The sequence below is a fragment of the Nocardia fusca NBRC 14340 genome, assembly GCF_001618425.1.
Lineage (GTDB): Bacteria > Actinomycetota > Actinomycetes > Mycobacteriales > Mycobacteriaceae > Nocardia > Nocardia fusca.
The window spans coordinates 82,550-103,835 of the sequence record NZ_BDCU01000031.1 but is presented as its reverse complement, the minus strand read 5'-3'; the positions used below and the strand labels follow the sequence as shown (position 1 = coordinate 103,835).

At 66.6% G+C, this 21,286-nt stretch carries 22 protein-coding genes; 9 read left to right on the top strand and 13 right to left on the bottom strand.

Annotated features, from left to right (window positions below; genetic code table 11):
* Window positions 1–468: 468 nt before the first annotated feature.
* Window positions 469–1,662 (top strand): thiolase family protein, encoded by a 1,194-nt coding sequence (locus NF4_RS20910; RefSeq protein WP_063129055.1) that lies wholly within the window; start codon window positions 469–471, stop codon window positions 1,660–1,662.
* 29 nt (window positions 1,663–1,691) lie between these two features.
* A complete protein-coding gene (locus tag NF4_RS20905) occupies window positions 1,692–2,453 on the top strand; it encodes a 3-hydroxyacyl-CoA dehydrogenase (RefSeq protein ID WP_063129054.1) in 762 nt (253 codons plus the stop codon).
* A gap of 71 nt (window positions 2,454–2,524) precedes the next feature.
* Here NF4_RS20905 and NF4_RS20900 read toward each other — a convergent pair whose 3' ends face one another.
* The 6 genes from NF4_RS20900 to NF4_RS20875 form a co-directional block, all read right to left on the bottom strand.
* A complete protein-coding gene (locus NF4_RS20900) occupies window positions 2,525–3,157 on the bottom strand; it encodes a TetR/AcrR family transcriptional regulator (protein ID WP_063129053.1) in 633 nt (210 codons plus the stop codon).
* A gap of 58 nt (window positions 3,158–3,215) precedes the next feature.
* Window positions 3,216–4,076, bottom strand: a complete 861-nt coding sequence (locus NF4_RS20895) for an enoyl-CoA hydratase-related protein (protein WP_063129052.1) — start codon at window positions 4,074–4,076, stop codon at window positions 3,216–3,218.
* A 5-nt stretch (window positions 4,077–4,081) separates the two neighbouring features.
* Window positions 4,082–5,599, bottom strand: a complete 1,518-nt coding sequence (locus NF4_RS20890) for a class I adenylate-forming enzyme family protein (RefSeq protein ID WP_063129051.1) — start codon at window positions 5,597–5,599, stop codon at window positions 4,082–4,084.
* A 41-nt stretch (window positions 5,600–5,640) separates the two neighbouring features.
* Window positions 5,641–6,507, bottom strand: a complete 867-nt coding sequence (locus NF4_RS20885) for an SDR family NAD(P)-dependent oxidoreductase (protein ID WP_063129050.1) — start codon at window positions 6,505–6,507, stop codon at window positions 5,641–5,643.
* 208 nt (window positions 6,508–6,715) lie between these two features.
* Window positions 6,716–7,507, bottom strand: a complete 792-nt coding sequence (locus tag NF4_RS20880; protein ID WP_084533294.1) for an enoyl-CoA hydratase-related protein — start codon at window positions 7,505–7,507, stop codon at window positions 6,716–6,718.
* A 31-nt stretch (window positions 7,508–7,538) separates the two neighbouring features.
* Entirely contained in the window at window positions 7,539–8,480 is a 942-nt protein-coding gene (locus NF4_RS20875; protein ID WP_232330579.1) for a PDR/VanB family oxidoreductase, read from the bottom strand.
* Window positions 8,481–8,626: 146 nt separating this feature from the next.
* Here NF4_RS20875 and NF4_RS20870 point away from each other — a divergent pair, with 146 nt between their 5' ends.
* From NF4_RS20870 to NF4_RS20860, 3 genes are all read left to right on the top strand, one after another.
* Window positions 8,627–9,412, top strand: a complete 786-nt coding sequence (locus NF4_RS20870) for an SDR family NAD(P)-dependent oxidoreductase (RefSeq protein ID WP_063129047.1) — start codon at window positions 8,627–8,629, stop codon at window positions 9,410–9,412.
* A gap of 22 nt (window positions 9,413–9,434) precedes the next feature.
* Window positions 9,435–10,307 carry an alpha/beta fold hydrolase gene (locus NF4_RS20865; RefSeq protein ID WP_063129046.1) on the top strand — a complete coding sequence of 291 codons (873 nt, stop codon included), beginning with the start codon at window positions 9,435–9,437 and terminating at the stop codon, window positions 10,305–10,307.
* Window positions 10,308–10,378: 71 nt separating this feature from the next.
* Window positions 10,379–11,029, top strand: a complete 651-nt coding sequence (locus NF4_RS20860) for a TetR family transcriptional regulator (protein ID WP_063129045.1) — start codon at window positions 10,379–10,381, stop codon at window positions 11,027–11,029.
* 88 nt (window positions 11,030–11,117) lie between these two features.
* Here the strand turns inward: NF4_RS20860 and NF4_RS20855 are convergent, their stop codons facing one another.
* The 3 genes from NF4_RS20855 to NF4_RS20845 form a co-directional block, all read right to left on the bottom strand.
* On the bottom strand, window positions 11,118–12,611 hold the full coding sequence (locus NF4_RS20855; protein WP_063129044.1) for an aldehyde dehydrogenase: 1,494 nt from the start codon (window positions 12,609–12,611) through the stop codon (window positions 11,118–11,120).
* 15 nt (window positions 12,612–12,626) lie between these two features.
* The gene (locus tag NF4_RS20850) at window positions 12,627–13,451 is read right to left on the bottom strand and encodes a mycofactocin-coupled SDR family oxidoreductase (protein ID WP_063129199.1); all 825 of its coding nucleotides are present in this window, start codon (window positions 13,449–13,451) and stop codon (window positions 12,627–12,629) included.
* Between the two features lie 179 nt (window positions 13,452–13,630).
* On the bottom strand, window positions 13,631–14,566 hold the full coding sequence (locus NF4_RS20845) for a GNAT family N-acetyltransferase (protein WP_063129043.1): 936 nt from the start codon (window positions 14,564–14,566) through the stop codon (window positions 13,631–13,633).
* Between the two features lie 153 nt (window positions 14,567–14,719).
* On the opposite strand from NF4_RS20845, the gene NF4_RS20840 reads away from it, so the two are divergent.
* Entirely contained in the window at window positions 14,720–15,889 is a 1,170-nt protein-coding gene (locus NF4_RS20840; protein ID WP_063129042.1) for an aromatic ring-hydroxylating oxygenase subunit alpha, read from the top strand.
* Window positions 15,890–15,995: 106 nt separating this feature from the next.
* Entirely contained in the window at window positions 15,996–17,165 is a 1,170-nt protein-coding gene (locus NF4_RS20835; RefSeq protein WP_063129041.1) for an acyl-CoA dehydrogenase family protein, read from the top strand.
* A gap of 79 nt (window positions 17,166–17,244) precedes the next feature.
* Here NF4_RS20835 and NF4_RS20830 read toward each other — a convergent pair whose 3' ends face one another.
* From NF4_RS20830 to NF4_RS20825, 3 genes are read right to left on the bottom strand one after another with little or no spacing between them, the layout of a single operon-like run.
* Window positions 17,245–18,117: an SAM-dependent methyltransferase gene (locus NF4_RS20830; RefSeq protein ID WP_063129040.1), complete on the bottom strand. Its 873-nt coding sequence runs from the start codon at window positions 18,115–18,117 to the stop codon at window positions 17,245–17,247.
* Window positions 18,114–18,287, bottom strand: coding sequence for a hypothetical protein (locus tag NF4_RS37885; protein ID WP_157120477.1), 174 nt, complete (start codon window positions 18,285–18,287; stop codon window positions 18,114–18,116). Before NF4_RS37885 ends, NF4_RS20830 begins: the two co-directional genes overlap by 4 nt.
* The gene (locus NF4_RS20825) at window positions 18,277–18,525 is read right to left on the bottom strand and encodes a hypothetical protein (protein ID WP_157120476.1); all 249 of its coding nucleotides are present in this window, start codon (window positions 18,523–18,525) and stop codon (window positions 18,277–18,279) included. The genes NF4_RS37885 and NF4_RS20825 overlap by 11 nt, the downstream gene beginning before the upstream one ends.
* 185 nt (window positions 18,526–18,710) lie before the next feature.
* Here NF4_RS20825 and NF4_RS20820 point away from each other — a divergent pair, with 185 nt between their 5' ends.
* The gene (locus NF4_RS20820; RefSeq protein ID WP_063129038.1) at window positions 18,711–19,898 is read left to right on the top strand and encodes a helix-turn-helix transcriptional regulator; all 1,188 of its coding nucleotides are present in this window, start codon (window positions 18,711–18,713) and stop codon (window positions 19,896–19,898) included.
* Window positions 19,899–19,986: 88 nt separating this feature from the next.
* On the opposite strand, the gene NF4_RS20815 is transcribed toward NF4_RS20820, so the two are convergent.
* Entirely contained in the window at window positions 19,987–20,295 is a 309-nt protein-coding gene (locus NF4_RS20815) for a putative quinol monooxygenase (RefSeq protein WP_063129037.1), read from the bottom strand.
* Window positions 20,296–20,656: 361 nt separating this feature from the next.
* On the opposite strand from NF4_RS20815, the gene NF4_RS20810 reads away from it, so the two are divergent.
* Window positions 20,657–21,175: a DUF6879 family protein gene (locus NF4_RS20810; RefSeq protein WP_063129036.1), complete on the top strand. Its 519-nt coding sequence runs from the start codon at window positions 20,657–20,659 to the stop codon at window positions 21,173–21,175.
* Window positions 21,176–21,286 lie beyond the last annotated feature (111 nt).

Genomic DNA, 21,286 nt, shown 5'->3' with positions numbered 1-21,286 from the left:
CCTCGTGTTCGGCTACCGTCCAGGCCCGTGCCTGCTCACTGAGAGTGAAGCCGAGCCCCGGCCGGGCGGAGACATACATGCGGCCGTCGCGGATCTCCAGGCTTTCGTTGAACAGCGGCTCCAGCCCTGGTTCGCGTCGACCATCAGCGGGACGTCGTCGCCGATATGCGCCCGCACACACCCTGGCGGCCGGGCGCCGACACAGCACAGAACGTGCGCCCCCTGGACAACCGAACACCGAAGACGCGTACCACCCGACCGGACATCGGGTGGTACGCGCGTCAAGGCGGTCGACGCCGATCGGCTCACCGAGGTCGCTCGCGTCGACTCGCCGTTGACCAGAAAACCTAATGGTGATAGATATCTAAAGGTTCGCCCGCCCGCCGGACCAGGGGAATGCGTCCGCGTCCGGCGGTTTGCCGGGTATGCGGGCCGATCCCCGGGCCGCAGTCGCCGAAAGGAATCGATATGCCGAACGCGGTCATCGTGGACGCCGTCCGCCTCGCCTCTGGCAAAGGGAAAATGGGCGGAGCGTTGTCCGCCACGCATCCGGTGGAGTTACTGGCGCATGTGTTGCGCAGTCTCATCGACCGCACCGGAATCGATCCGGCCCAGGTCGACGATGTGATCGGCGGGTGCGTGCAGCAGGTCGGCGCGCAGGCTCTCAACATCTCGCGCACGGCACTGCTCTCGGCCGGTTTTCCCGACTCGGTACCGGCGACGACCATCGACCGGCAATGCGGTTCCAGCCAGCAGGCGGCGCATTTCGCCGCCCAGGGTGTACTTGCCGGGGCCTACGATATCGTCATCGCCTGCGGTGTCGAGTCGATGAGCCGCATACCGATGGGCACTTCACCGATCGGCCAGGACACCGCCGGCCCCGGAATCGCCGCCCGCTACCCGGACGGCCTGGTGCACCAGGGCATCTCCGCCGAACTCATCGCGGCAAAATGGAAGCTGGACCGGGAAACGCTCGACCAGTATTCCGCCCGATCACACCAGCGGGCCGCGCACGCGATCGCCCAGGGATGGTTCGATCGCGAGATCGTGCCGATCGATGTGGCGGACGCCGCCGGCGCGACCGTCTCGCACATCGTGGACGAAACCGTTCGTGCCGCGACCACCGTCGCGGGCCTGGCCGGACTGAACTCCTCGTTCCGCACCGACGAGTTCGCGGCGCGCTTCCCCGAGGCGCAGTGGCACATCACCCCCGGCAATTCCTCACCGCTCACCGACGGAGCCTCCGCCGTCCTGATCATGAGTGAAGAGGCGGCCGCCCGGCTGGGGCTGCGCCCCCGCGCGCGTTTCCATTCCTTCGCGGTCGCCGGCGACGATCCGGTCTTCATGCTCACCGCACCCATCCCCGCCACCCGTAAGGCACTGGCCAAGGGTGGGCTCGGCATCGACGATATCGACGCCTACGAGGTCAACGAAGCGTTCGCGCCGGTGCCGTTGGCCTGGGCACACGAATTGGCCGCGGACCCGGACAAGCTCAACCCGGCCGGCGGTGCCATCGCGCTCGGCCATGCGCTCGGCTCGTCCGGTACGCGCCTGCTCACAACCCTGGTGAATCACCTGGAGCGGACCGGCGGCCGCTACGGCCTGCAGACGATGTGCGAGGGCGCCGGCATGGCCAACGCCACCGTGATCGAACGACTCTGAATCACGACGACATCCGGATAGGAACAACCATGCGTATCGAAGACACTGTTGCCGTCGTCACCGGCGGCGCCTCGGGGCTCGGTCTGGCGACGACGAAAGCGCTGCTCGCCGAGGGCGCCCGCATCGTCGTCGTCGACCTGCCCTCCTCCCCCGGCACGAAGGTCGTCGCGGAACTCGGCGACCGGGTCCGGTTCGCCCCCGCCGACGTCACCGATGAAGCGGCGATCGCCGCGGCACTCGATACCGCGGAATACCTGGGCTCCTTGCGGATCGCGGTGAACTGCGCCGGGATAGGCAACGCCATCAAGACGGTGGGTAAGAACGGCGCGTTCCCGCTGGCCGAGTTCACCAAAGTGATCGATGTGAACCTGGTCGGCACCTTCAATGTGCTGCGTCTGGCCGCAGAGCGTATCGCGAAGAACGAACCGGTCGGCGAGGAGCGTGGCGTCATCGTCAACACCGCCTCGGTCGCCGCGTTCGAGGGGCAGATCGGGCAGGCCGCCTACTCCGCCTCCAAGGGCGGCGTCGTGGGGATGACCCTGCCCATCGCCCGCGATCTCGCCTCGCTACTGATCCGGGTCAACACCATCGCGCCCGGGCTCTTCCGGACGCCGCTGCTGGGTTCGCTGCCGGAGGAAGCCCAGCAGTCGCTCGGGGCGCAGGTTCCGCACCCGTCCCGGCTGGGCGATCCGGCCGAGTACGGCGCGCTCGTCGCGCATATCGTTTCCAACCCGATGATCAACGGTGAGACCATCCGCCTCGATGGGGCGATCCGGATGGCACCGCGCTGATCGGGCTCCGGCCGCCGGCCACGTCGGCGGACACGCCCGCCGCGGGCCCCCGAAGCGTTGGGCGCTACACGTCAGATACCGGCGCGGGCCGCGGCGTCAGGGGTGACGATGCCCGGTAGCAGGAATTTCGTCAGCATCCGCCGATGGTCGGGGTCGGAGTCGGAGCCGAAGTCCATCCGGCCCACCAGGATCAGTTCCACCAGGGCGATCCACTGACAGATCTCGGTATCGGTGCGGTCCTCGCGTACCTCACCGCGGGCGCGTGCCTCCTGCAGAACCGGCGCCCACATTTCTTCGGTGAGCCGGGCGGCCAATCCGGAGCTGCCGACCAGCGCGGTGGCCAGATCCATATGCTCCGGACTCACGATGAGCCGCACCACCGGATCCTTCCGGCCGATGTTCACCAGATAGATGAGGCCGTCGACGACCTGTTCGGCGAAGGTTTCGCGTTTGCGCAGGAAGGTCCGGGCGCGGGTGAACATGGCCCGCGCCCGGACCTCGATCAACGCGGTGATCAGGCTGTCACGGTCGCCGAAGTAGCGGTAGACGGTGGGCCGGGAGACATTGGCTTCCTTGGCGATATCGTCCATGGTGGTCTTGGCGACGCCGTAGCGCTCGAACACCGCCTCGGCGGCTGTGAGAATCTGACGGCGTGCCTCATCGGGGTCCTCGCTGAGGACGCTGCCGGTGCGCCGTCGAGCCATCTCCGCCTACCTCCTCTTCGCCCACCCGGCCGGACGCCGAGCCCGGTGATCGTAGCAATCAGCTCGCCGGCGCGGCGGCACCGAACAGGTCGGGCAGGCCCGCGGAGACACGATCGGGAAACCGGGGGTCGCGTTTGGCCAGGAAGGCCTCGACCCCCTCCCGGACATCGTCGGAGGTTCCCCGTAGGTAGATACCGAGGGAATCGGCGCGGTGGGCCACCTCGGGGGCTTCCGCACCGAGCATCCGCCACATCAGGCCACGCGTGAGCGCGACGGACACCGGTGCTGTTCCGCCGACCAGGTCGCGGGCGAGTTCCAGCGCACGCTCCAGCACCTGACCGGCGGGGACGGTCTCGCGCACCAGACCACGTTCCAGGGCTTCGTCCGCGCTGACCATACGTCCGCCGAGGGCCCATTCCAGCGCGGTGGAGATACCGACGATTCGTGGCAGGAACCACGAGGAGCAAGCCTCGGGTACGAGGCCCCGCCGAGTGAAGACGAAGCCGAATTTCGCGGTGTCCGAGGCGATCCTGATATCGGCCGGCAACGTCATGGTGACGCCGACGCCGGCCGCCGGGCCGTTGATCGCGGCGACGATCGGTTTGGTGGACCGGTAGAAGCGCAGGGCCACGAGACCACCCTGATCCGCCGGCGCATCGCCGGTAACCGGGTCGCCGCCGAGTACGAAGGTGTCGCCGCCCGCGGCCAGGTCCGCGCCGGCACAGAACGCCCGTCCCGACCCGGTGAGCACCACGGCACGCACGGAGTCGTCGGCATCGATCTCATCCATGGCGGCGAGCAGTCGCTCGCACATCTCCTCGGTGAAGGCGTTCAACCGCTCGGGCCGGTGCAAGCGCAGGATCGCGATCTCACCGTCCCGCTCGAGTAGTACCGGGCAGCTGTCCGAGGTTTCGGTCATCGGACTCACCGCACCTTCTCGAATCGTCCGGTGACATCACGGTATTCCTCGCGCACGGCAGTCTTGGACAGTTTGCCGTTGGGGAGGCGGGGCAGCGGTTCGGATCGGATCACCACATAGCGGGGAACCTTGTAGTCGGCCATCAATCGCTCGCAGTGCGCCACCACTGCCGCCGCGTCGATATCACCACCGGCGGTGACGATGGCGGCCGGTGTTTCCCCGAAGCGTTCGTCGGGGGCGGCGATCACCGCGACCTCCTCGACGCCGGCGAGTTCGCCGATCGCCCGTTCGATCTCGACCGGGGAGACGTTGATCCCGCCGGTGATGATCAGGTCTTTCATCCGGTCCACGAACTTGATCCGGCCGCCCTCGTCCCGGGTACCCAGATCGCCGCTGTGCAGCCAGCCGTTACGCAGCGCCTGTGCCGTCGACTGCGGATCGTTCCAGTAGCCGGGGGTGACGCCCGGTCCGCGGAGCACGATCTCGCCCTCCTCCCCCGGTGCGGCCTCGGTGCCGTCCGCGCGGATCACCTTCAGTTCGCTGAAGATCGATCCCGTGCCGCAGCTGTCGGGGTGTGTGAACGTCTCGGCGCGTTTCGTGGCGGTCGCGACGCCGCCCGCTTCGGTCATCCCGTAGATCTGGCGCAATTCCACGCCCTTGTCCGCCCATGCCTTCAGGAGTGCGGGCGCGACGGCCGCGCCGCCGACGATGGCGGTGCGCAGCGACGAGACATCGGTCTCGGCGAAGGCGGGAGTGCGGGCGATCGCCTCGAAGACCAGCGGCACGCCGAACAGTGTGTTCACCCGGTGTTTGCCGATGAGCGCGACCGCGCGCTCGGGCCGCAGCTCCTTCTCGACCACCAGCGTGTTACCCAGGACCACCGCCATGACGAGCCCCCAGACCACGCCGGGTGTGAACACCAGCGGAAGCAGCAGCAGCGATGTCGAACCGGGCCGCAGGCCCTCCTCGGTGAGAGTGGCCTCGAAAACGATATCGAGCAACGTCCGATTGGTGCAGACGACGCCCTTCGACAGACCGGTCGAACCGCTGGTGAACAGGAGCGCGACCGGGTCGTCGCGGTCGACGTCGACACGGAAGTCGTCGCGGCCGCCGGCCCGCAGGCCGGTGAACTCGTCGAAGAACTTCGCCGCGAAATCGCGGCCGAGTTCCCGGGTGCGCGCGATGGTCTCGGCGAATTCGGCCGGGGCGATGGCCAGGACCGCACCCGAATCGTCGAGCACCTTACGCAATTCGGCCGGTTTGAGCCGGGGGTTCAGCGGGACCAGCACCGCGCCCGCCTTGAGTACTCCCAGCGCCAGCACCGGCCAGATCAGCGAGTTCGGGCCGAGTACCCCGACGCGTTCACCGGGCGCGATACCGGCATCGGCCAGGTGCCGCGCCACCCGGCTCGACCAGTCCTGCAGTTCCCGGTAGGTCAGCGCCTCGTCTTCGACGATCAGTGCCCGCTGATCTCCTTTGGTATCGGCCCACCAGCACAGGGCCGACCCGATTGTCGCAGCCATCGTTGTCCTTACTTCTGTGTACGGCGTCGGATCCCGGCGGCTCAGGAGGCATCGGTGAAGCCGCGGTCCTCGTCGAACCACATCGCGACCCGCGACAGCGTGCCGCCGTCGGTGGCGGGCAGGGTGACCCCGGAGATGTAGGCGGAATCGTCGGAGACCAGGAACAGCGCGGCGCGGGCATTGTCCAGCAGCGACGGCGGCCGGTTCAGCTTCAGCGGGATCGGGGAGACGGCCGGTTCCCATGGACCCGCGACCTCTTCATAGGATTTGCCGACCACCGGGGTTCCGGCGGGGGCAAGGAAGTTCGGTGACATCCCATGGGTCGGGGCGATGGCATTGACCCGGATACCGCGCTTGCCGAGGTCCAGGCTCAGGCCGCGCACCAGGCCGTTGACGCCGGCCTTGGTGGCCGAGTACATGGCGATGCTGTGATAGGCGGCGATCGAGGCGGCCGAGGAGGTCGCGAGGATGACTCCGCCGCCATTGGCCTCGAGTGCCGGTACCGCGGCCTGCGCGGAGTACACGACACCGCTGAGGTTGACGCCGAGAACTTGGTGCCAGTCGTCTTCGGTGAGATCTTCGAACGCGACCTGCTCGCCGCCGGCGACCGACGGGACACCGCCGCGGGAGACGATGCCCGCGTTGGCGAACATGATGTCGAGTGTGCCGAATTCGGCGACGGTCCGGGCCACCGCCTCGGTGATCTCGGCTTTCTTGCTGACGTCGGCGACCAGGGCAATCGCTTCGCCGCCCTGCTCCCGCACCAGTTCGACAGTGCCCTTGGCGCGTTCCGGGTCGATATCGACCACACCGATCCGCGCACCCTCGGTGGCGAACAGCTGGGCGGATTGCCGGCCGAGGCCGGAGCCGCCACCGGTGATGATCGCGACCTTGTCCTGGAGTTTCATCTGCGAGCTCCTTTGCCCGTGTAGCGACGACCGGGCCGCCGGCGTCGGTGATTCTGGATGATCGAGTCGAATGCACCGGTTCGAGTCACGGTGCGAAGTCGGGGGCTTCCGGAGGAGACCGGTCGCCATGTGATCCACGCTACAGCGGTAGCTGTGATACGTCAATCAAGATTTGTATTTTGATAAACAGCGCGTTCCGGGTCTACGATCATCGCCCGGTCCATCGAGGCTTCCGCTTTTCCGCGAACGCGCGCGGCCCCTCTTTCGCATCCGCGCCGGCCATCACCGCCTTCGTGGCCACCCGGTTCACCGCCCACTCCGCCGACGACCACCCGGTGTCCGACGCGGCGCTCTCGTGCAGCACCGTCTTGCTCTGCTGCACCGACACCGGCGCGTTCGCGGCGATCACGCCGGCCAATTCCAGTGCGGCCGGCAGCGCCGTGCCGGTGGGAGCGATCTTGTTGACCAGACCCAGCTCGTAGGCTCGGGCCGCCGAGATGGGTTCACCGGTGAACGCGATCTCGGCGGCGACCTTGGCGGGCACCTGGCGGTGGATCCGCAGCAGCCCACCGGCGGCGGCCAGCAGACCGCGCCGCACCTCGGGCAGCCCGAGCGAGGCATTCTCGTCGATGACCGCGAGATCCGCGGCGAGCACGATTTCGGTGCCGCCACCCAGGGCGAACCCGTTGACGGCGGCGATCACGGGCTTGGGAATCCAGTGCCGCACGATTCCGGCGAAATCCCACTCCCGGTGATCGGGATCGTAGATGCTGCGACCGGCGGCGATCTCCTTCAGATCCGCGCCCGCGCAGAAGCCCCGGCCGGCACCGGTGATCACCACGACGCGGACTTCCGGGTCGGCCGCGGCGCGCTCCAGCGCCGCCCCCGCCGCCGCCGACAGCGCCGAGTTCACGGCGTTCAGGGCGTCGGGCCGGTTCAGCGTGATAACGGCGATGTGATCGCGCACTTCGTACAGCGCAGCGGATTCGGATGGGGACACAGTGCCTCCTGAAGGAACGGGCAGGGCAGGGTCAGAGATCGAGCACCAGGCGCGGTGTACAACTCCGGGAAACGCAGATCATCATGGCGTCGTTCGCCGCCTGCTCGTCCTCGGTGAGGACCGAATCCCGATGCTCCGGACGGCCGGCCAGCACGGCGACCTCACAGGTTCCGCAGGTGCCTTCCCGGCAGGAGAAATCGACGTCCGCGCCACTGCGCTGCAGGGCGTCCAGTACCGACTCCGATTCCCCGACCGTCACCACCACGCCACTGCGCGCGAGTTCGACCTCGAATGCACCGGTGGATGCCGGAGCGACTTCTTTGGGAGCAAATCGTTCGACATGCAGGGCGAACCGGTCACGTTCACGGCAGGCGTTCTCGATCGCGCGCAGCAGCGGTTCGGGACCACAGCAGTACACCGCGGTACCCGAGGCAGCGTCGTCCAGCGCGGTCGCCAGGTCGAGCAGGCCGTATTCGTCCTGCGGGTGCAGGCGGACCTGCTCGGGATACGCCGACGCCAAGTCGTCGGCGAAGGCCATACTCCCCCGAGACCTTCCCCCGTACAGCAGTTGCCACGGCTCCCCTCGTTCGGCGAGGGTCCGCAGCATCGGGAGCAGCGGCGTGATGCCGATACCACCGGCGACGAACAGATACGAAGAGGCCGGCGCCAGCGCGAAATTGTTGCGGGGACCGCCGACCTCGATCAGATCGCCGACCGCCAGTTTGTCGTGGACATACACCGAGCCGCCGCGGCCGTTCGATTCCCGCAGCACCGCAACACGCAGCGCGGACCGGTCCGCGGGATCGCCGCACAGTGAATACTGCCGGGTGACGTCGCCGAGCTCGAGGTCGATATGCGCGCCGGGCTCCCACTCCGGCACCACCCCGCCGTCCGGATCGGTGAGCGTCACCGTGACGACACCGTCCGCGGCGGAGTCCTTACCGGCCACCCGCATCGTCCGAGTATCGACCATCACCTCACCATCCCTTCATATCACTGCTCATTAAATCTTATGCTTTTAGGTAAATGACAATCAAGGGCCACGTGAGGCGATCACCCGAGAATCCCACTCGACTGGTAAAACTAATGTGGTTAGCTAACGACGAGAGGATGCGGTGGATGGATACCGTAGTGCCGCCGAGCGGATCGGTGCTCGATCTCTTCCGCCTCACCGGCCGCGTGGCCGTGGTGACCGGGGCTGGCAGCGGGCTGGGGGCAGGGTTCGCGCGGGCTTTGGCGGAGGCGGGCGCCGATATCGTGGTCGCGGGGCGCCGGCGAGACAAGCTCGAACAGGTCGCCGACAGCGTGACCGTACTGGGGCGACGATGCTCGGTAGTGCCGACGGATGTCACCGACCCCGACCAGTGCGAAACACTCGCCCGCGCGGCGATCACGGAATTCGGCCGGCTCGATGTACTGGTCAACAATGCGGGTATCACCCATACGGCACCGGCCACCCGGGAAAATCCCGGCGACTACCGCAACGTGCTCGAGGTCAATCTCTTCGGCGCGTACTGGACGGCGCAGGCCTGTGCACGGGTGATGCGGCCCGGCTCGAGCATCGTCAATGTGGCGAGCATGCTCGGACTGATCAAATCGGTACTGCCCCAAGCCGCCTATGCGTCGAGCAAGGCGGGGCTCATCGGGTTGACACGCGACCTCTCCCATCAGTGGGCGGGACGAAAAGGTATCCGCGTCAATGCCATAGCGCCCGGCTTCGTTGACACCGACATGATCGGCGAGATGTCCCCGGACACCCTGGACGAATTCCTGCGGGACTGTTCCCTCGGCCGCACCGCCACCCAGCGCGAGATCGACGCGGCCGTGGTGTTCCTGGCCGGCCCCGCCTCGGGCTATATCACCGGCTCCACGCTCGCCGTCGACGGCGGCACATCCGGCCACTGAACCGTAGAGGAGATCACCGATCATGACCTCGACCAGTACCGTTACCCGACTGCCCGGCGCGGGCGTCACACTCGTCGCCGACCGCTTCGCCCCCACGGACGACACCGACCGCGGCACCGTGTTACTTCTGCACGGCGGCGGCCAGACCCGGCATTCCTGGCGGCGCACCGGACTGAACCTCGCCGCGAACGGATGGTGCGCCCTGGCAGTGGACGCTCGCGGCCATGGTGACAGCGACTGGGCCGCGGACGGCGACTACTCGCCGGCCGCCCATGCCCGCGACCTGGTCACCGTGGCAGCCGCACTCGACCGGCCGCCGGTCGTGGTCGGCGCCTCGATGGGCGGAATGGCCGGACTTCTCGCGCTGGGTACCCACCCGGACCTGGCTCGGGCACTCGTGCTGGTCGATATCACGCCGGTGGCCGAAGCGGACGGTGTGGACCGGGTCGCCGCCTTCATGCGCGACGGCCTGTCCGGTTTCGATTCCCTGGACGCGGCCGCCGCGGCGGTCGCCGCCTACAACCCGCATCGGCCGCGCCCGCCCCGGCCCGACGGACTCCGCAAGAATCTGCGACTACGCGACGGCCGATGGTATTGGCACTGGGACCCGCGGATGATCAGCCATCGTGAGAACGGCCCCGACCAGGCCTCACTCCGCGAGCAACGGGCTCGTGCGGCGGCGCAGCGGATCACCGTCCCCACGCTGCTGATCCAGGGGCGGGAATCGGATGTCGTGGGGCCCGAGGGCGTCCGCGATCTACTGGAACTGATCCCGCATGCCCGCCATATCGCCGTCGACGGTGCGGGACACATGGTCAGCGGTGACGACAACGATGTGCTGACCGAGGGGTTGATCGCCTTCCTCGACGAGTCGGTGCCACATCCGCAGTCCTGACCGGCCGCGCGATACGATCAACCTCACGTCGCTAGGTAAAAACCTGATGTCACCCGAGTGGAAAGCCGCAAATGCCTCGTCCGTCGCAGCCTCTGATCAGCCGCTCCTCGGTGGTGGCGGCCTCCATCGAGATCATCGACACCGAGGGCCTGGATGCGTTCAGCCTGCCCCGGCTGGCCAAGTTCCTCGGTGTGCGGGCCCCCTCCCTGTACCACCATTTCGCGGACAAATCGGAGATCTTGGCTGCCGTCGCGCGCCAGATAGCCGGAGCGGGCAGCATTCCGCGCCGCAAACCCGGCCCCGACTGGCCGGAATTCTTCGTCGCCCTGGCACTGAACCTGCGCCGCTCGATCCTGCGGCACCGCAATGCCGCACCGATCCTGCTCCAGTACCTGCCCCGGGACCTGCTCATCAGCACATACGAGGAAACGGCACGGTTCCTGGCGGATTCGGGGGTGCCGGCGCACCTGCACGTGCAGATCCTGGACGGGATGGAACGGATCACAGTGGGTGCCGCGCTCACCGAGGCGATGCGCGGGCCCAGTTCCCGGACGACCATATTCCCGAATGTCGATCCGGAGTCCCAGCCGGTGCTGGCCACCGCACTGGCGGAGAACCGGATGACCTCCAAGCAGCTGTTCGAGGAAATGGTGCGGAGTTTCCTGCACGGTGTGGTGCGCGACGCAGAGATCGCCGTGCCCGAAACCGTGGCCTCCCGCTGAGCGATAAACGAATCCGGCCGGTACGAGGGGGGCATCCTCGTACCGGCCGTTCCGGCGCAGTGTCGGTTCCTGCGCGGGTACTTCCTCGCTAGTTCGCGGGGGCGGGCATATGGACCGTCTTCGTCTCGAAGAACTCCGCGAGCCCTTCGGCGCCACCTTCCCGGCCTACCCCGGACTGTTTGTATCCGCCGAACGGCAGCGTGAAATCGATGACCGAACCGTTCACGCTCACGGTCCCGGTCCGGATCCGCTGAGCCACCGCATAACCGCGTTCCAGATCCTCGGTGTACACCGCGCCGGACAGGCCGTAGATCGAATCGTTGGCAATGGCTACCGCGTCGTCCTCGTCCTCGTAGGTGATGAGCGAGATGACCGGGCCGAACACCTCTTCCTGGGCGATGCGCATATCGTTGCGCACCCCGTCGATCAGCGTGGGGGCGACGAAGTAGCCCTGATCGAGACCCTCCGGGCGGCCGCCACCGACGAGTACGGTGGCACCGTCGCGCACCGCGGTGTCGATATATGCCTGGACGCGTTCCTGATGGCGCGCTCCGGCGAGCGGGCCGAGGAAGTTCTCCGGCGCCCACGGATTGCCCATGGGCAGCGCCGAATACGCCGCCGACAGTGCCGCGGCTACCTCGTCGTGGCGCTTGCGTGACACCAGCACCCGGGTCAGCGCGATACACGCCTGCCCCGACTGCATGCACCCGCCCATCGGCAGCGACTGCAGGACGTGGTTCAGATCCGCGTCGTCGAGAATGATCGCCGCGGATTTGCCACCCAGTTCCAGGGAGACGCGGGCGATCCGCTCACCGGCGAGCGCCGCGATCCGGCGCCCGGCCATGGTGGAGCCGGTGAAGGTGATGTGGTCGACACCGGGGTCGGTGACCAGTGTTTCCGAGACCTCCCGGTCGGCGATGAGCACGCTCACCACACCTTCCGGGATCCGGCCCTCGGCAACGAGTTCGGCGATCACATCGGCGAATACCGCGGGCGACAGCGGCGCGTCCGGCGCACCTTTGAGGACCACCGAACAGCCCGCCGCCAGCGCAGGCGCGACCTTGAACGCGATCGTGCCGATGGGGCCGTTCCACGGAATGATCGCCGCGACGACACCGGTGGGTTCGGACAGGATCCGGGAGATCCCACCGTCGGCGCGGGTCCGGTCCTCGCGGACCGTGAAATTGCGGGCTTCCGCGGCGACCGCGCGGAACAGGCCGGCGGTCATCTGCTGGGTACCGGCGCTGACGGTGACCGGTATACCCACCTCGAGGACGCCGATGGTGGTGAGTTCGTCCTGCCGCTGGTCGAGCCGGGTCGCGATCTCGTCGATCACCTCGGCCCGTTCGGCCATGGATTTCCCGGCCCATGTTCCGGAGTCGAACGATTTCCGGGCGGCGTCGACGGCGCGCCGGACATCCTCCGCGGTGGCGCTGCGGATACGGGCCGCGGTCTGTTCGCTCCACGGATCGACCAGTTCGATCCAGTCGTCGCCGGTGGAGTCGGTCCAGCGGCCCCCGATGAAGACCTGCTCACGATCGGCGACCGCAGGTGCGGCCAGGGTGGTGTCGGTGGTGGTCATGGCGTGATGCCTTTCTCAGCGATTGTTGTAGCCGGCGTCGACGGGCAGGGTGACGCCGGTGATGTAGCGGGCCTCGTCGGACGCGAGGAAGACCAGGGCGTTGCTGATATCGACCGCCTCGATCAACTCGACCGGCATCGGGTTCTTGTACGCGTCGTCGTTGGCGACCTCAGGGTTTGCGTTGACGAAAGCGCCGTACTCGGCATTGGCGACCATCGGAGTGTTCACCCCGGTGGGGTGGATGGTGTTGACCCGGATGAAGTGCTTGGCGAGCTGTTTGGAGTACAGCCGCATGAGCCCGACGACTCCGTGCTTGGCGGCGGAATATCCGGCCTGCCCGGGGAAGGTGCTCAGGCCGATACTGCGCAGACCCGCGGCGGAACTGGTGATCGCGATGGACCCACCCTCCCCGCGCTCGATCATGCCGGGCACGGTCACCTCCAGCGTGTGCCACACACCGGTGAGCATGGTGTCGAGGGCATCGTGCCAGGCCTGGGGCTCACTGCCCTTGTCCAGCACGGGCATGATGCCGGCATTGGCGACGACGGTGTCGACGTGGCCGAACTCGGCGATACCGGCGTCGTAGGCGCGCTGGATATCCGCACGCTCCCGCACGTCGCCGAGGGTCGTGACGATCCGGCCGCCCACCTTCTCGACCAAGCGAACGGTTTCGGCGAGATCTTCCCCGGTGGCCATCGGGTAGAACACCGACGGGATCTGGGCACAGATATCCATACCGATGATCGCGGCGCCTTCCTCGGCCAGCCGGACGGCGTGCGATCGCCCCTGGCCCCGCGCCACACCGGTGATGAACGCGACCTTGCCGTCGAGACGCTTCATGAATTTCTCTCTCTCACTGAGGCTTTGGAAATGAACGACGCCGGGACGAAATTTCCGGATCTGCGGTCGCTCGCCGCCACTCCGGATGAGACCCATTGCCGAATGGCTGTGAGTGGCGTCACAACAAAGTACTGCGGACCGATCAGTTCGTCAACATAGAACAAAAGTCGTTCTTTATCTCATGTTGCACCGATACCGAACAGCGTATGGGTCTCCTCCTGCTCGAAGGACAGCAGGCGCAGTACCCGCACGGTGCGTTCATCGACGGGATCCGCCCGGATCAGCGCCACCTGCGCGCCGGCGTCCCGCATCTCCTCCAGGGCGCGCGTCAGCAATGCCGAACCGAGTCCGCGCCCGCGGGCTCGCGACGCGACGGCGGCGATCCGGATCCAGCCCCCGCGGAATTCGCCGTAGGGAACCGTGCACACCTCGAAGCGGACCAGCCCGGCCGGACCCGCCGAGTCACCGACGGCGATCACCCGAGTGGACCCGGACGCAGAGGTCGCGTCGCACGGTCGCGACAGCACGACCGGCTCGAACTCGGCCACCGACGCCCATTCATCGGCAGATTCGGATGCCGGTATGGCAATTCCGGCGTCGAACTCCTTCAACGGAAGCGACCAGGGGCCCGACAGATGCCGCACCAGGGTCCACTGCCGATCGACCGCGGCGATGCCGAATCGGGCGGCGAGCCGCTCGGTCGCCGGGTGGGTGCCGTACGCCCAGGCGCGCAACATCCGCGCACCGGTCCCGCACCATCCATCCGGCGCGGCCACATCCAGGCCCAGTTCCTCGACGAGGAGGGTGACAACTCCGCGCGACCGATAATCCGGATGCACCACGAATTGCACAGCCCCCTCCCCCTCCGGATCCACCCGCAGATTCAGGTAGGCCACGGTTACCCACGGCGCGTCCGGGTGCACACTCAGATCGCGACGGGCCCGGATGGGTAGGTGAGCGATACGAACACCGCCGCACGAACGTTCGGCGGGCACGCGCGCGTCGATGGTGGAGAAACCGGCCTCGGCATCGTATTCGGCCGCCGCGCCGATCAGGGCGGTTACCTGGGCGAGTTCCTCGGCATCCAGTTCAGGACGCCATCGGTAAGAGATCATCCATACTCCTCGACGAGCGGAATCTGGTTCTAAATCTAACGGCAGTCGGTTTCCGGGGCAATGCCCGGAGCTTTACAGCTAAAACTAACTCGTTTAGATTTAAGCAAGGATCGGCAGCGGTCACGCCGCCGAGTACAGATTGGAGGTAACCCGATGACCGAGGTCGGAGCACCCCGCGAGGAACGTATTCGCCGCACCCTCGACCACCTGCGCAACGACACCACCGACGAGTTCGCGCACACCACCTGGTTCGAACCGGAGGAGTTCACCGATACCGCGGTGGCCAAGCGCGAACGCGATCTCGTCTTCGGCCGGGTGCCCAGTATCGTCGCGCACGGTTCCGAGATCCCCCGCGCGGGCGATTTCTTCACCCTGCAGTTGCCCCGGAACAACGTGATCGTGGTCCGCCAGCGCGACGGCAGTGTCAAAACCCTGGTCAACCTGTGCCGGCATCGCGGAGCGATGGTGGAGAAGGAGGAGAAGGGCCGCTGCCGGCTGTTCTCCTGCCCCTACCACCGCTGGTCCTACGACACCGACGGCAGCCTGCGCACCATCACCCGCGACAACACCTTCGGCGAGGCCGAACGCGCGGAGATGGGCCTGATCTCACTGCCCACCGAGGAGCGGCACGGCTTCATCTGGGTGATCGACGACGCCGATGCCGAGATCGACGTCGCGAGCTGGCTCGGTCCCGAGATGGACGCGGTCCTGGCGTCCTACCGCCTCGAATCGCTGGTCACGGTACGCGGCGAGGGTTTCGACGAACCGGTGAACTGGAAGATCATGCAGGATGCCTTCCTCGACGGCTACCACATCCAGTACGCGCATCCGAACACCGCGGCCAAGCACATCCACACCAATGTGCTGGCCTTCGACGATTTCGGCCGGCACTGCCGTTTCATCGCCCCGCGTAAATCGATCGACCGCTGGATCGAAGAGGATCCCGGCGACCGCAGTCTCGCCAACCACGTCACCGAGACCCATTTCCTGCTGCCCAACAGCACCCTGCTGCGCCAGCCGGACCACTTCCAGCTGCTCACCTTCCGGCCGCACCCGACCAATCCCCAGCGCAGCCACATGGAGATGCGGCTCATCGTGCCGAAGGTCGAGGACACCGAGATGACCGAGGAGCGCTGGACCCGGCTCTGGGACAAGAACTGGGAGATCCTGCTGGCCGTCCTGCACGCCGAGGACTTCCCGCTGCTGCGCGATTCGCAGGTGAGTATGGCCAGCGCCAACGCCGGACGAATGATCCTGGGCCGCAACGAGGTGGCCAATCAGGTGTTCCGCCGCGGCGTCCAGGAACTGCTCGCTCAGCACTGAGCCGGAGGCGCTCGCCCAGTACCGAGCCCGAGGCGCTCGGCCGGCGCTGACCCGGAACTGCTCGGCGGCACCGAGCCGGGCGCACGATACGAAGGAGAATCCGACAGTGGAGAGCGATCTCTTCGACAACGACCACGAACTGTTCCGCGCCTCGGTGCGCGGGTTCGTCGACAAGCATGTCACCCCGAATCTCGAGAAATGGGATGCCCAGCGGCTGATCGACCGCGAGATCTGGCTCGCCGCCGGCCGCCAGGGCATGCTCGGGCTCCCCGTTCCGGAGGAGTTCGGCGGACCCGCGGAAACCGACTACCGATACCGGGTGGTCATCCAGGAGGAGATCGCCCGGGCCGGCGCCTCGGCGCTCCAATCCGGCTTCTCCACCAACGACGACATCGTGCTCAACTATCTGCTCCGGCACGCCGACGAGGCGCAGCGCCGGCGGTGGCTGCCCGGGTTCGTCACCGGAGAGACGATCGGTGCGATCGCCATGAGCGAGCCCGGCGCGGGCAGCGATCTACGCGCCATCACCACCACCGCGGTCCGCGACGGCGACGGCGACGGCGACGGCGACGACTGGATCATCAACGGCGCCAAAACCTTCATCACGAGCGGAATTCTCGCCGACTTGGTGATCGTGTTCGCCAAAACCGACCCCGACGCCGGCTCCAAGGGTTTCAGCCTGCTCGTCGTCGAAGACGGCACCCCCGGCTTCTCCCGCGGCCGCAAACTCGACAAGGTCGGGCTGCACGCCCAGGACACCGCCGAACTGTTCTTCGACAATGTCCGGGTGCCCGCCAACAACCTGCTCGGCGAGCGTGGCGCCGGCTTCGCCTACCTGATGCAGTCGCTGCCCCTGGAACGCCTCGGCATCGGTATCGCCGCCCAGGTTTCGGCCGAGGCGGTCTTCCGCTGGACCATGGACTACGTCCGCGAGCGCTCCGCGTTCGGTAAGCGCATCGGCGAATTCCAGGGCATGGGTTTCACCCTGGCGGAGCTGCGCTCGGCGATCGAAGTCTCCCGCGCCTATATCGACCGCTGCGTCCGCGCCCACAACGCGGGCACGCTCACGGCAGTGGATGCGGCCAAGGCCAAGCTGTGGGCCACCGAACTCCAGGGCCGGGTCATCGACGCCGGCGTGCAGTTCCACGGCGGCTACGGCTACATGATGGAGTACCCGGTGGCCCGCGCCTATCTGGATCACCGCATCCAGCGGATCTACGGCGGCACCAACGAGATCATGAAGGAAATCATCCACCGGGATCTCATGAAGTCCTGAAACGCCCGCAAAAGGCGGCTCCGCCACGGCTACACGTATCGGCTGCACCGGCCGCGTTCGGCCATCGGGGCCGAGATCGTCACGGCTTCCACCCCACGCCCACCGTCACCAGCCGTTCCGCCACGGATTTGAACCGGACCGGCGGACCGTACGGCCACCACTGGTCCGGCGCGACCAAACCAGGATCGGCGCCGACCGACGGTGCGAGTATTTCCATCCCGTCGAAGAATCCGGTGATCTCCTCGCGGCTCCGGAACCAACCCGAGCCCAGCGCGCACAAGTACCGGTCCTGACAGGCGGCTGCAAAAGGGTGCAGGGGGTGGCCGGAGCCTGGGTCGAACAGGTGGGTGAGCGCCAGAAAGGACCCGGACGGCAGCACCTCGACCCAGCCGCGAACAATCCCACCCGGGTCGAGGTCTTTTTCGAAGTGGTGCAGAACACCGCACAGCAACACGCCGATCGGCGCATCCGCGTCGAGGTACGTGCTCACTGTCGGGTCGCGCAGCAGAGCTGGATCGGTGAGGTCGCCCATGACGTAATGCGTTCGGTCGTTGTCCGCCATCAGCGCGCGACCGTGCGCATTGCACAGCGGATCGTTGTCGATATAGACCACGGTCGGCCGGTCGGCCTCGCCCCGCGCGCCGAGGCCGGTGATCTGGTGCGTGTTGGGGATGGCGGAGGGTGCCGGGAGACCGGCGCCGAGGTCGAGGAACTGCGTTATCCCGACTGTGCTTGCGAGGTACTGCAAGACACGCTGCTGGAATTCACGGCTCCGCCGTGCTGCCGCGCGCTGTCCTGGTGCGGCTTGTTCGAGCTGCGCGACGACGTGATCGTCCGGCTGGTAGTTGTCCTTGCCGCCGAGCAGCCTGTTGCAGACCCGCGCAAGACTCGGACGGTTCACGTCGACGCCGACCGGCGTACGCCCCACGGTCCGCGACACGGCCTTCGTCATGTGCGGACCTCTGTCGTGTGGTGCAGGGCGTCGAAGTAACGCCGGCACGAATGCCCGGCGTGGAGGGCGAGCAGGCGGTGCGCGTGCGCGTTGCCGCGGATCGGCGCCTGACTGCGGCACTCCGACTCCGCAGCCAGAGAATCCTTCTCGGGTGTCTCGTCAGCAGGCACGGCGCACCTCGCGCTCGGCGCGCCAGCGGGCGATCACACCGTCGACTTCCTGCTGAACGATGGACTGCTCGACGGCCATCGGCGCATCCAAAGCACGTAACGCCTCGAGACAACGTTCGATGGTCGCGCGGTCGTAACACTCGCTCTCGCTCCATAGCGTCAACGTCGCGGACATGGCCTGGTTCGTCGCCCGCCTCGGCAACGGTGGTCGGGATCCCTCACTCTGCTCGCTGTGCATCAGTTCTCCTGGTGTGTTCCCGCTGAGAAGCATCCGACGATAAAGCTGGCTGACCAGCCCAGACGCCGGGGTGACGAGCTCGAATGTAAGCCCGGTCCCCTCCACGCAGCAGGTACCGGAGGTACCCCTTTCCCGGTCATTTCGGCGGTACTCTCGGACCTATACGGCCACACCGAAGGGCAACCATGGACATCACCATTGGCCAGCAGATCAAGAAGTTCCGCGGTAGCGCCTTGACCCAACAAGGCCTCGCGGACAAGTCCGGCGTCAGCTATGAGACGATCCGCAAGCTCGAACAAGGCAGAAAAGGTGCCAGCGTCACCACTCTCAAGAAGCTGGCGCGCGCCCTGGACGTCGACCTCGCAGACCTCGTCGGCAACAGGTACGGAATGCCGACCGAAGACCCCGGCGCCGGAGTGGTCGCGATCCGGGAGGCACTGACATCCGTCGACGATCTGATCGGCGACCGTCCCGCGGAGCCACCCGTGTCGTTGACCGATGCTCGCCGCACCGTCGACTACGCGTGGGGTGCCTACTGGAACGGTCGATACGAGACTCTGGCCTCGATCCTGCCGCCGGGGATCGCGCAACTACGGGCGACCGCTCACGCCGCTCAGAACAACGAAATTTCCACCGCGCACGAACTTTTGGCTCGTATGTACTGGGTCACCGGGTGCACATTGGTGCATCTCGGCCACGCAGATCCGGCTTTCGTCGCGATCCGCTCGGCGCTGTCGGCATCCGAGCGCGGCAACGATCCGTTGCTCGCAGCCACATTGCGCGGGTCGGTCGCCTGGCAGCTGCTGGTGCAGGGCCGCTATGAAGAGTCGCACAAGGTGGCTCTGCGAGCTGCGGCATCCGTAGAGCCGGCCGGCCAAGTATCCGAACAGCAGTTGTCGGTGTACGGATCCCTGGTGCTACAGGGAGCGACCGCCGCGGGCCGGGACCAACGCGTTCGGGAGGCATTGGATACGGCTGCTGCAGCTCGAGAGGTGGCAGCGCGGCTGCCCGGCGACACGAAGTGGTACGAGTGCAACTTCGGCGCCAGCCAGGTAGTCATGCAAACAGTCGATATCAACGTGTCGAGCGAGCGGTATCCGGAAGCCATCGCGGCGGCAAAGGATATGCCGAACCGCGGCGCAGGATTGACGCAGGTCAGTCAGGCTCGGCATCTGCTGGACCGGGCGCAGGCGTTGACACGTCTCAGGAAGTATCGGGAGGCCCAGGACCTGCTGCTCACTGCGGAGCGTGTGGGTGGCCGAGACTGGTCGCGGTACCAGACGCTGATGAAGCAGATCGTCCAGGAGCTGCGGGAACAGGAGCGCAACCCGGCGCTGGCCGGTCTCGCCGAGCGGATCGGCGTACGGCGCTAGATTCCCGTTCTCGGGCAGGCCGACAGGAAGTCGATACAGTCACCAGCTTGGCCGTGTGGCGCGGAATTGCCCACCGGCTTTGAACCTTTCAGGCTGGCAACCCTTTGGTCGCGACAGGGGCGAGGAACTCGACTCTGAAATCGGAGGTGTAGTTCCTGCGCTCGTCGAGGAATTTGCGGGTATGCGCCTGCCGTTCATGTTCCTCAAATGCCTCCCGATCCCGGTACACCTCATAGAACACGCGGGACAAGGGCGCGTCGGCAACGGTATGAGTCGCGTAGACAAGTGTCCCAGGTTCGAGTTCGCTGATTCCCTTGGCTGTTTCTTCCACCAGCCGATCGAACCCTTCGGCTGCCTCGGCGTCCTTCAACTCGAACCTCACCACGAGCGCGAACACTGAATCCTCCCATTCCCCTGGGTCATCCGGACGGCCCAGTGTCTCACGCCTTGCGTGCTGGATCGGCTCGAACAATTACTGCAAGTCGGAGATACATTTCGCGGGTCCGGAACTCATCCCCGGTGGTGGGCGTATTACTGCCGAGGACTCGAGCAGGAATGATGAGGTCCTGGACAGTTCGCATCCACTACTCGCATTCCTCGAACCGAGTAGCGCCTGGGCGTGTTGCTCCCGAACACGGGTCACGGCACGTTCTTGCTCTCCGGCGAGGCAGTGATCGACTCGGAGACATTGTCACAGACGGATATACCGGATCACGAGACCTGCTTCGAGGTGCCGGTGGGACAGGAGATCAGGGGCGATGCAGCTCTTACGCGGTGAGGCGTTCGACGAATTTTTCCACACGTTCGAACGGACGGCCTACCACTTGGAAGTGCTCGACACCTACGAGACACCGGAAGAGTCCGAGCCGTTCCAGCGGTTCTTGGCCGGCGAACCCGATGATTACGAGTGGTTCAAGGACTGGGCCGACAACGTGCACGCGATCGCCTCGAGTGGGAAGCGGATGCGGCGTGCCCGGGTGGTCACCGAGCCGCATACCGACTACACCCGGTGGTCGCTGGTCGTCGCCCACCAGAACATCGAGGCGGGCGAGGATATCCGGTATCTGCCTCGGCACCTGATAGATCCGTCCGAGCTGACGACGGACGACTTCTGGCTATTCGATGACGACCTTGTGGCATTCACCGTATTCGAGCCCTCGGGGCAGTTCATGGGCGGGGCCCTCACGAGAGACCCCGTGATCGTTGGGCACTGCCGGACGGTGTGGAACCGAGTGTGGGACAGGGCCGTGCCGCACGCTGATTACCTCGAGAGCTGACTACTACCCCGAAAGAGGCGCGCGAGGCGACCCGCATGGTGCAGGTCGAGACCATCTCTGCTGAACTGACCATCACTCAGCCCAGCGAGATAGCCGTGTACGAGAAGGCTT

What these genes read in the sequence shown, in the direction of transcription:
- NF4_RS20905 (WP_063129054.1), top strand. Translation starts at nt 1,692, where the DNA reads ATGCGTATCGAAGACACTGTTGCCGTCGTCACCGGCGGCGCCTCGGGG.
- NF4_RS20840 (WP_063129042.1), top strand. Translation starts at nt 14,720, where the DNA reads ATGACCGAGGTCGGAGCACCCCGCGAGGAACGTATTCGCCGCACCCTC.
- NF4_RS20865 (WP_063129046.1), top strand. Translation starts at nt 9,435, where the DNA reads ATGACCTCGACCAGTACCGTTACCCGACTGCCCGGCGCGGGCGTCACA.
- NF4_RS20860 (WP_063129045.1), top strand. Translation starts at nt 10,379, where the DNA reads ATGCCTCGTCCGTCGCAGCCTCTGATCAGCCGCTCCTCGGTGGTGGCG.
- NF4_RS20890 (WP_063129051.1), bottom strand. Translation starts at nt 5,599, where the DNA reads ATGGCTGCGACAATCGGGTCGGCCCTGTGCTGGTGGGCCGATACCAAA.
- NF4_RS20830 (WP_063129040.1), bottom strand. Translation starts at nt 18,117, where the DNA reads ATGACGAAGGCCGTGTCGCGGACCGTGGGGCGTACGCCGGTCGGCGTC.
- NF4_RS20875 (WP_232330579.1), bottom strand. Translation starts at nt 8,480, where the DNA reads ATGGTCGATACTCGGACGATGCGGGTGGCCGGTAAGGACTCCGCCGCG.
- NF4_RS20895 (WP_063129052.1), bottom strand. Translation starts at nt 4,076, where the DNA reads ATGACCGAAACCTCGGACAGCTGCCCGGTACTACTCGAGCGGGACGGT.
- NF4_RS20910 (WP_063129055.1), top strand. Translation starts at nt 469, where the DNA reads ATGCCGAACGCGGTCATCGTGGACGCCGTCCGCCTCGCCTCTGGCAAA.
- NF4_RS20825 (WP_157120476.1), bottom strand. Translation starts at nt 18,525, where the DNA reads ATGCACAGCGAGCAGAGTGAGGGATCCCGACCACCGTTGCCGAGGCGG.
- NF4_RS20845 (WP_063129043.1), bottom strand. Translation starts at nt 14,566, where the DNA reads ATGATCTCTTACCGATGGCGTCCTGAACTGGATGCCGAGGAACTCGCC.
- NF4_RS20885 (WP_063129050.1), bottom strand. Translation starts at nt 6,507, where the DNA reads ATGAAACTCCAGGACAAGGTCGCGATCATCACCGGTGGCGGCTCCGGC.
- NF4_RS20900 (WP_063129053.1), bottom strand. Translation starts at nt 3,157, where the DNA reads ATGGCTCGACGGCGCACCGGCAGCGTCCTCAGCGAGGACCCCGATGAG.
- NF4_RS20810 (WP_063129036.1), top strand. Translation starts at nt 20,657, where the DNA reads ATGCAGCTCTTACGCGGTGAGGCGTTCGACGAATTTTTCCACACGTTC.
- NF4_RS20870 (WP_063129047.1), top strand. Translation starts at nt 8,627, where the DNA reads ATGGATACCGTAGTGCCGCCGAGCGGATCGGTGCTCGATCTCTTCCGC.
- NF4_RS20820 (WP_063129038.1), top strand. Translation starts at nt 18,711, where the DNA reads ATGGACATCACCATTGGCCAGCAGATCAAGAAGTTCCGCGGTAGCGCC.
- NF4_RS20850 (WP_063129199.1), bottom strand. Translation starts at nt 13,451, where the DNA reads ATGAAGCGTCTCGACGGCAAGGTCGCGTTCATCACCGGTGTGGCGCGG.
- NF4_RS20855 (WP_063129044.1), bottom strand. Translation starts at nt 12,611, where the DNA reads ATGACCACCACCGACACCACCCTGGCCGCACCTGCGGTCGCCGATCGT.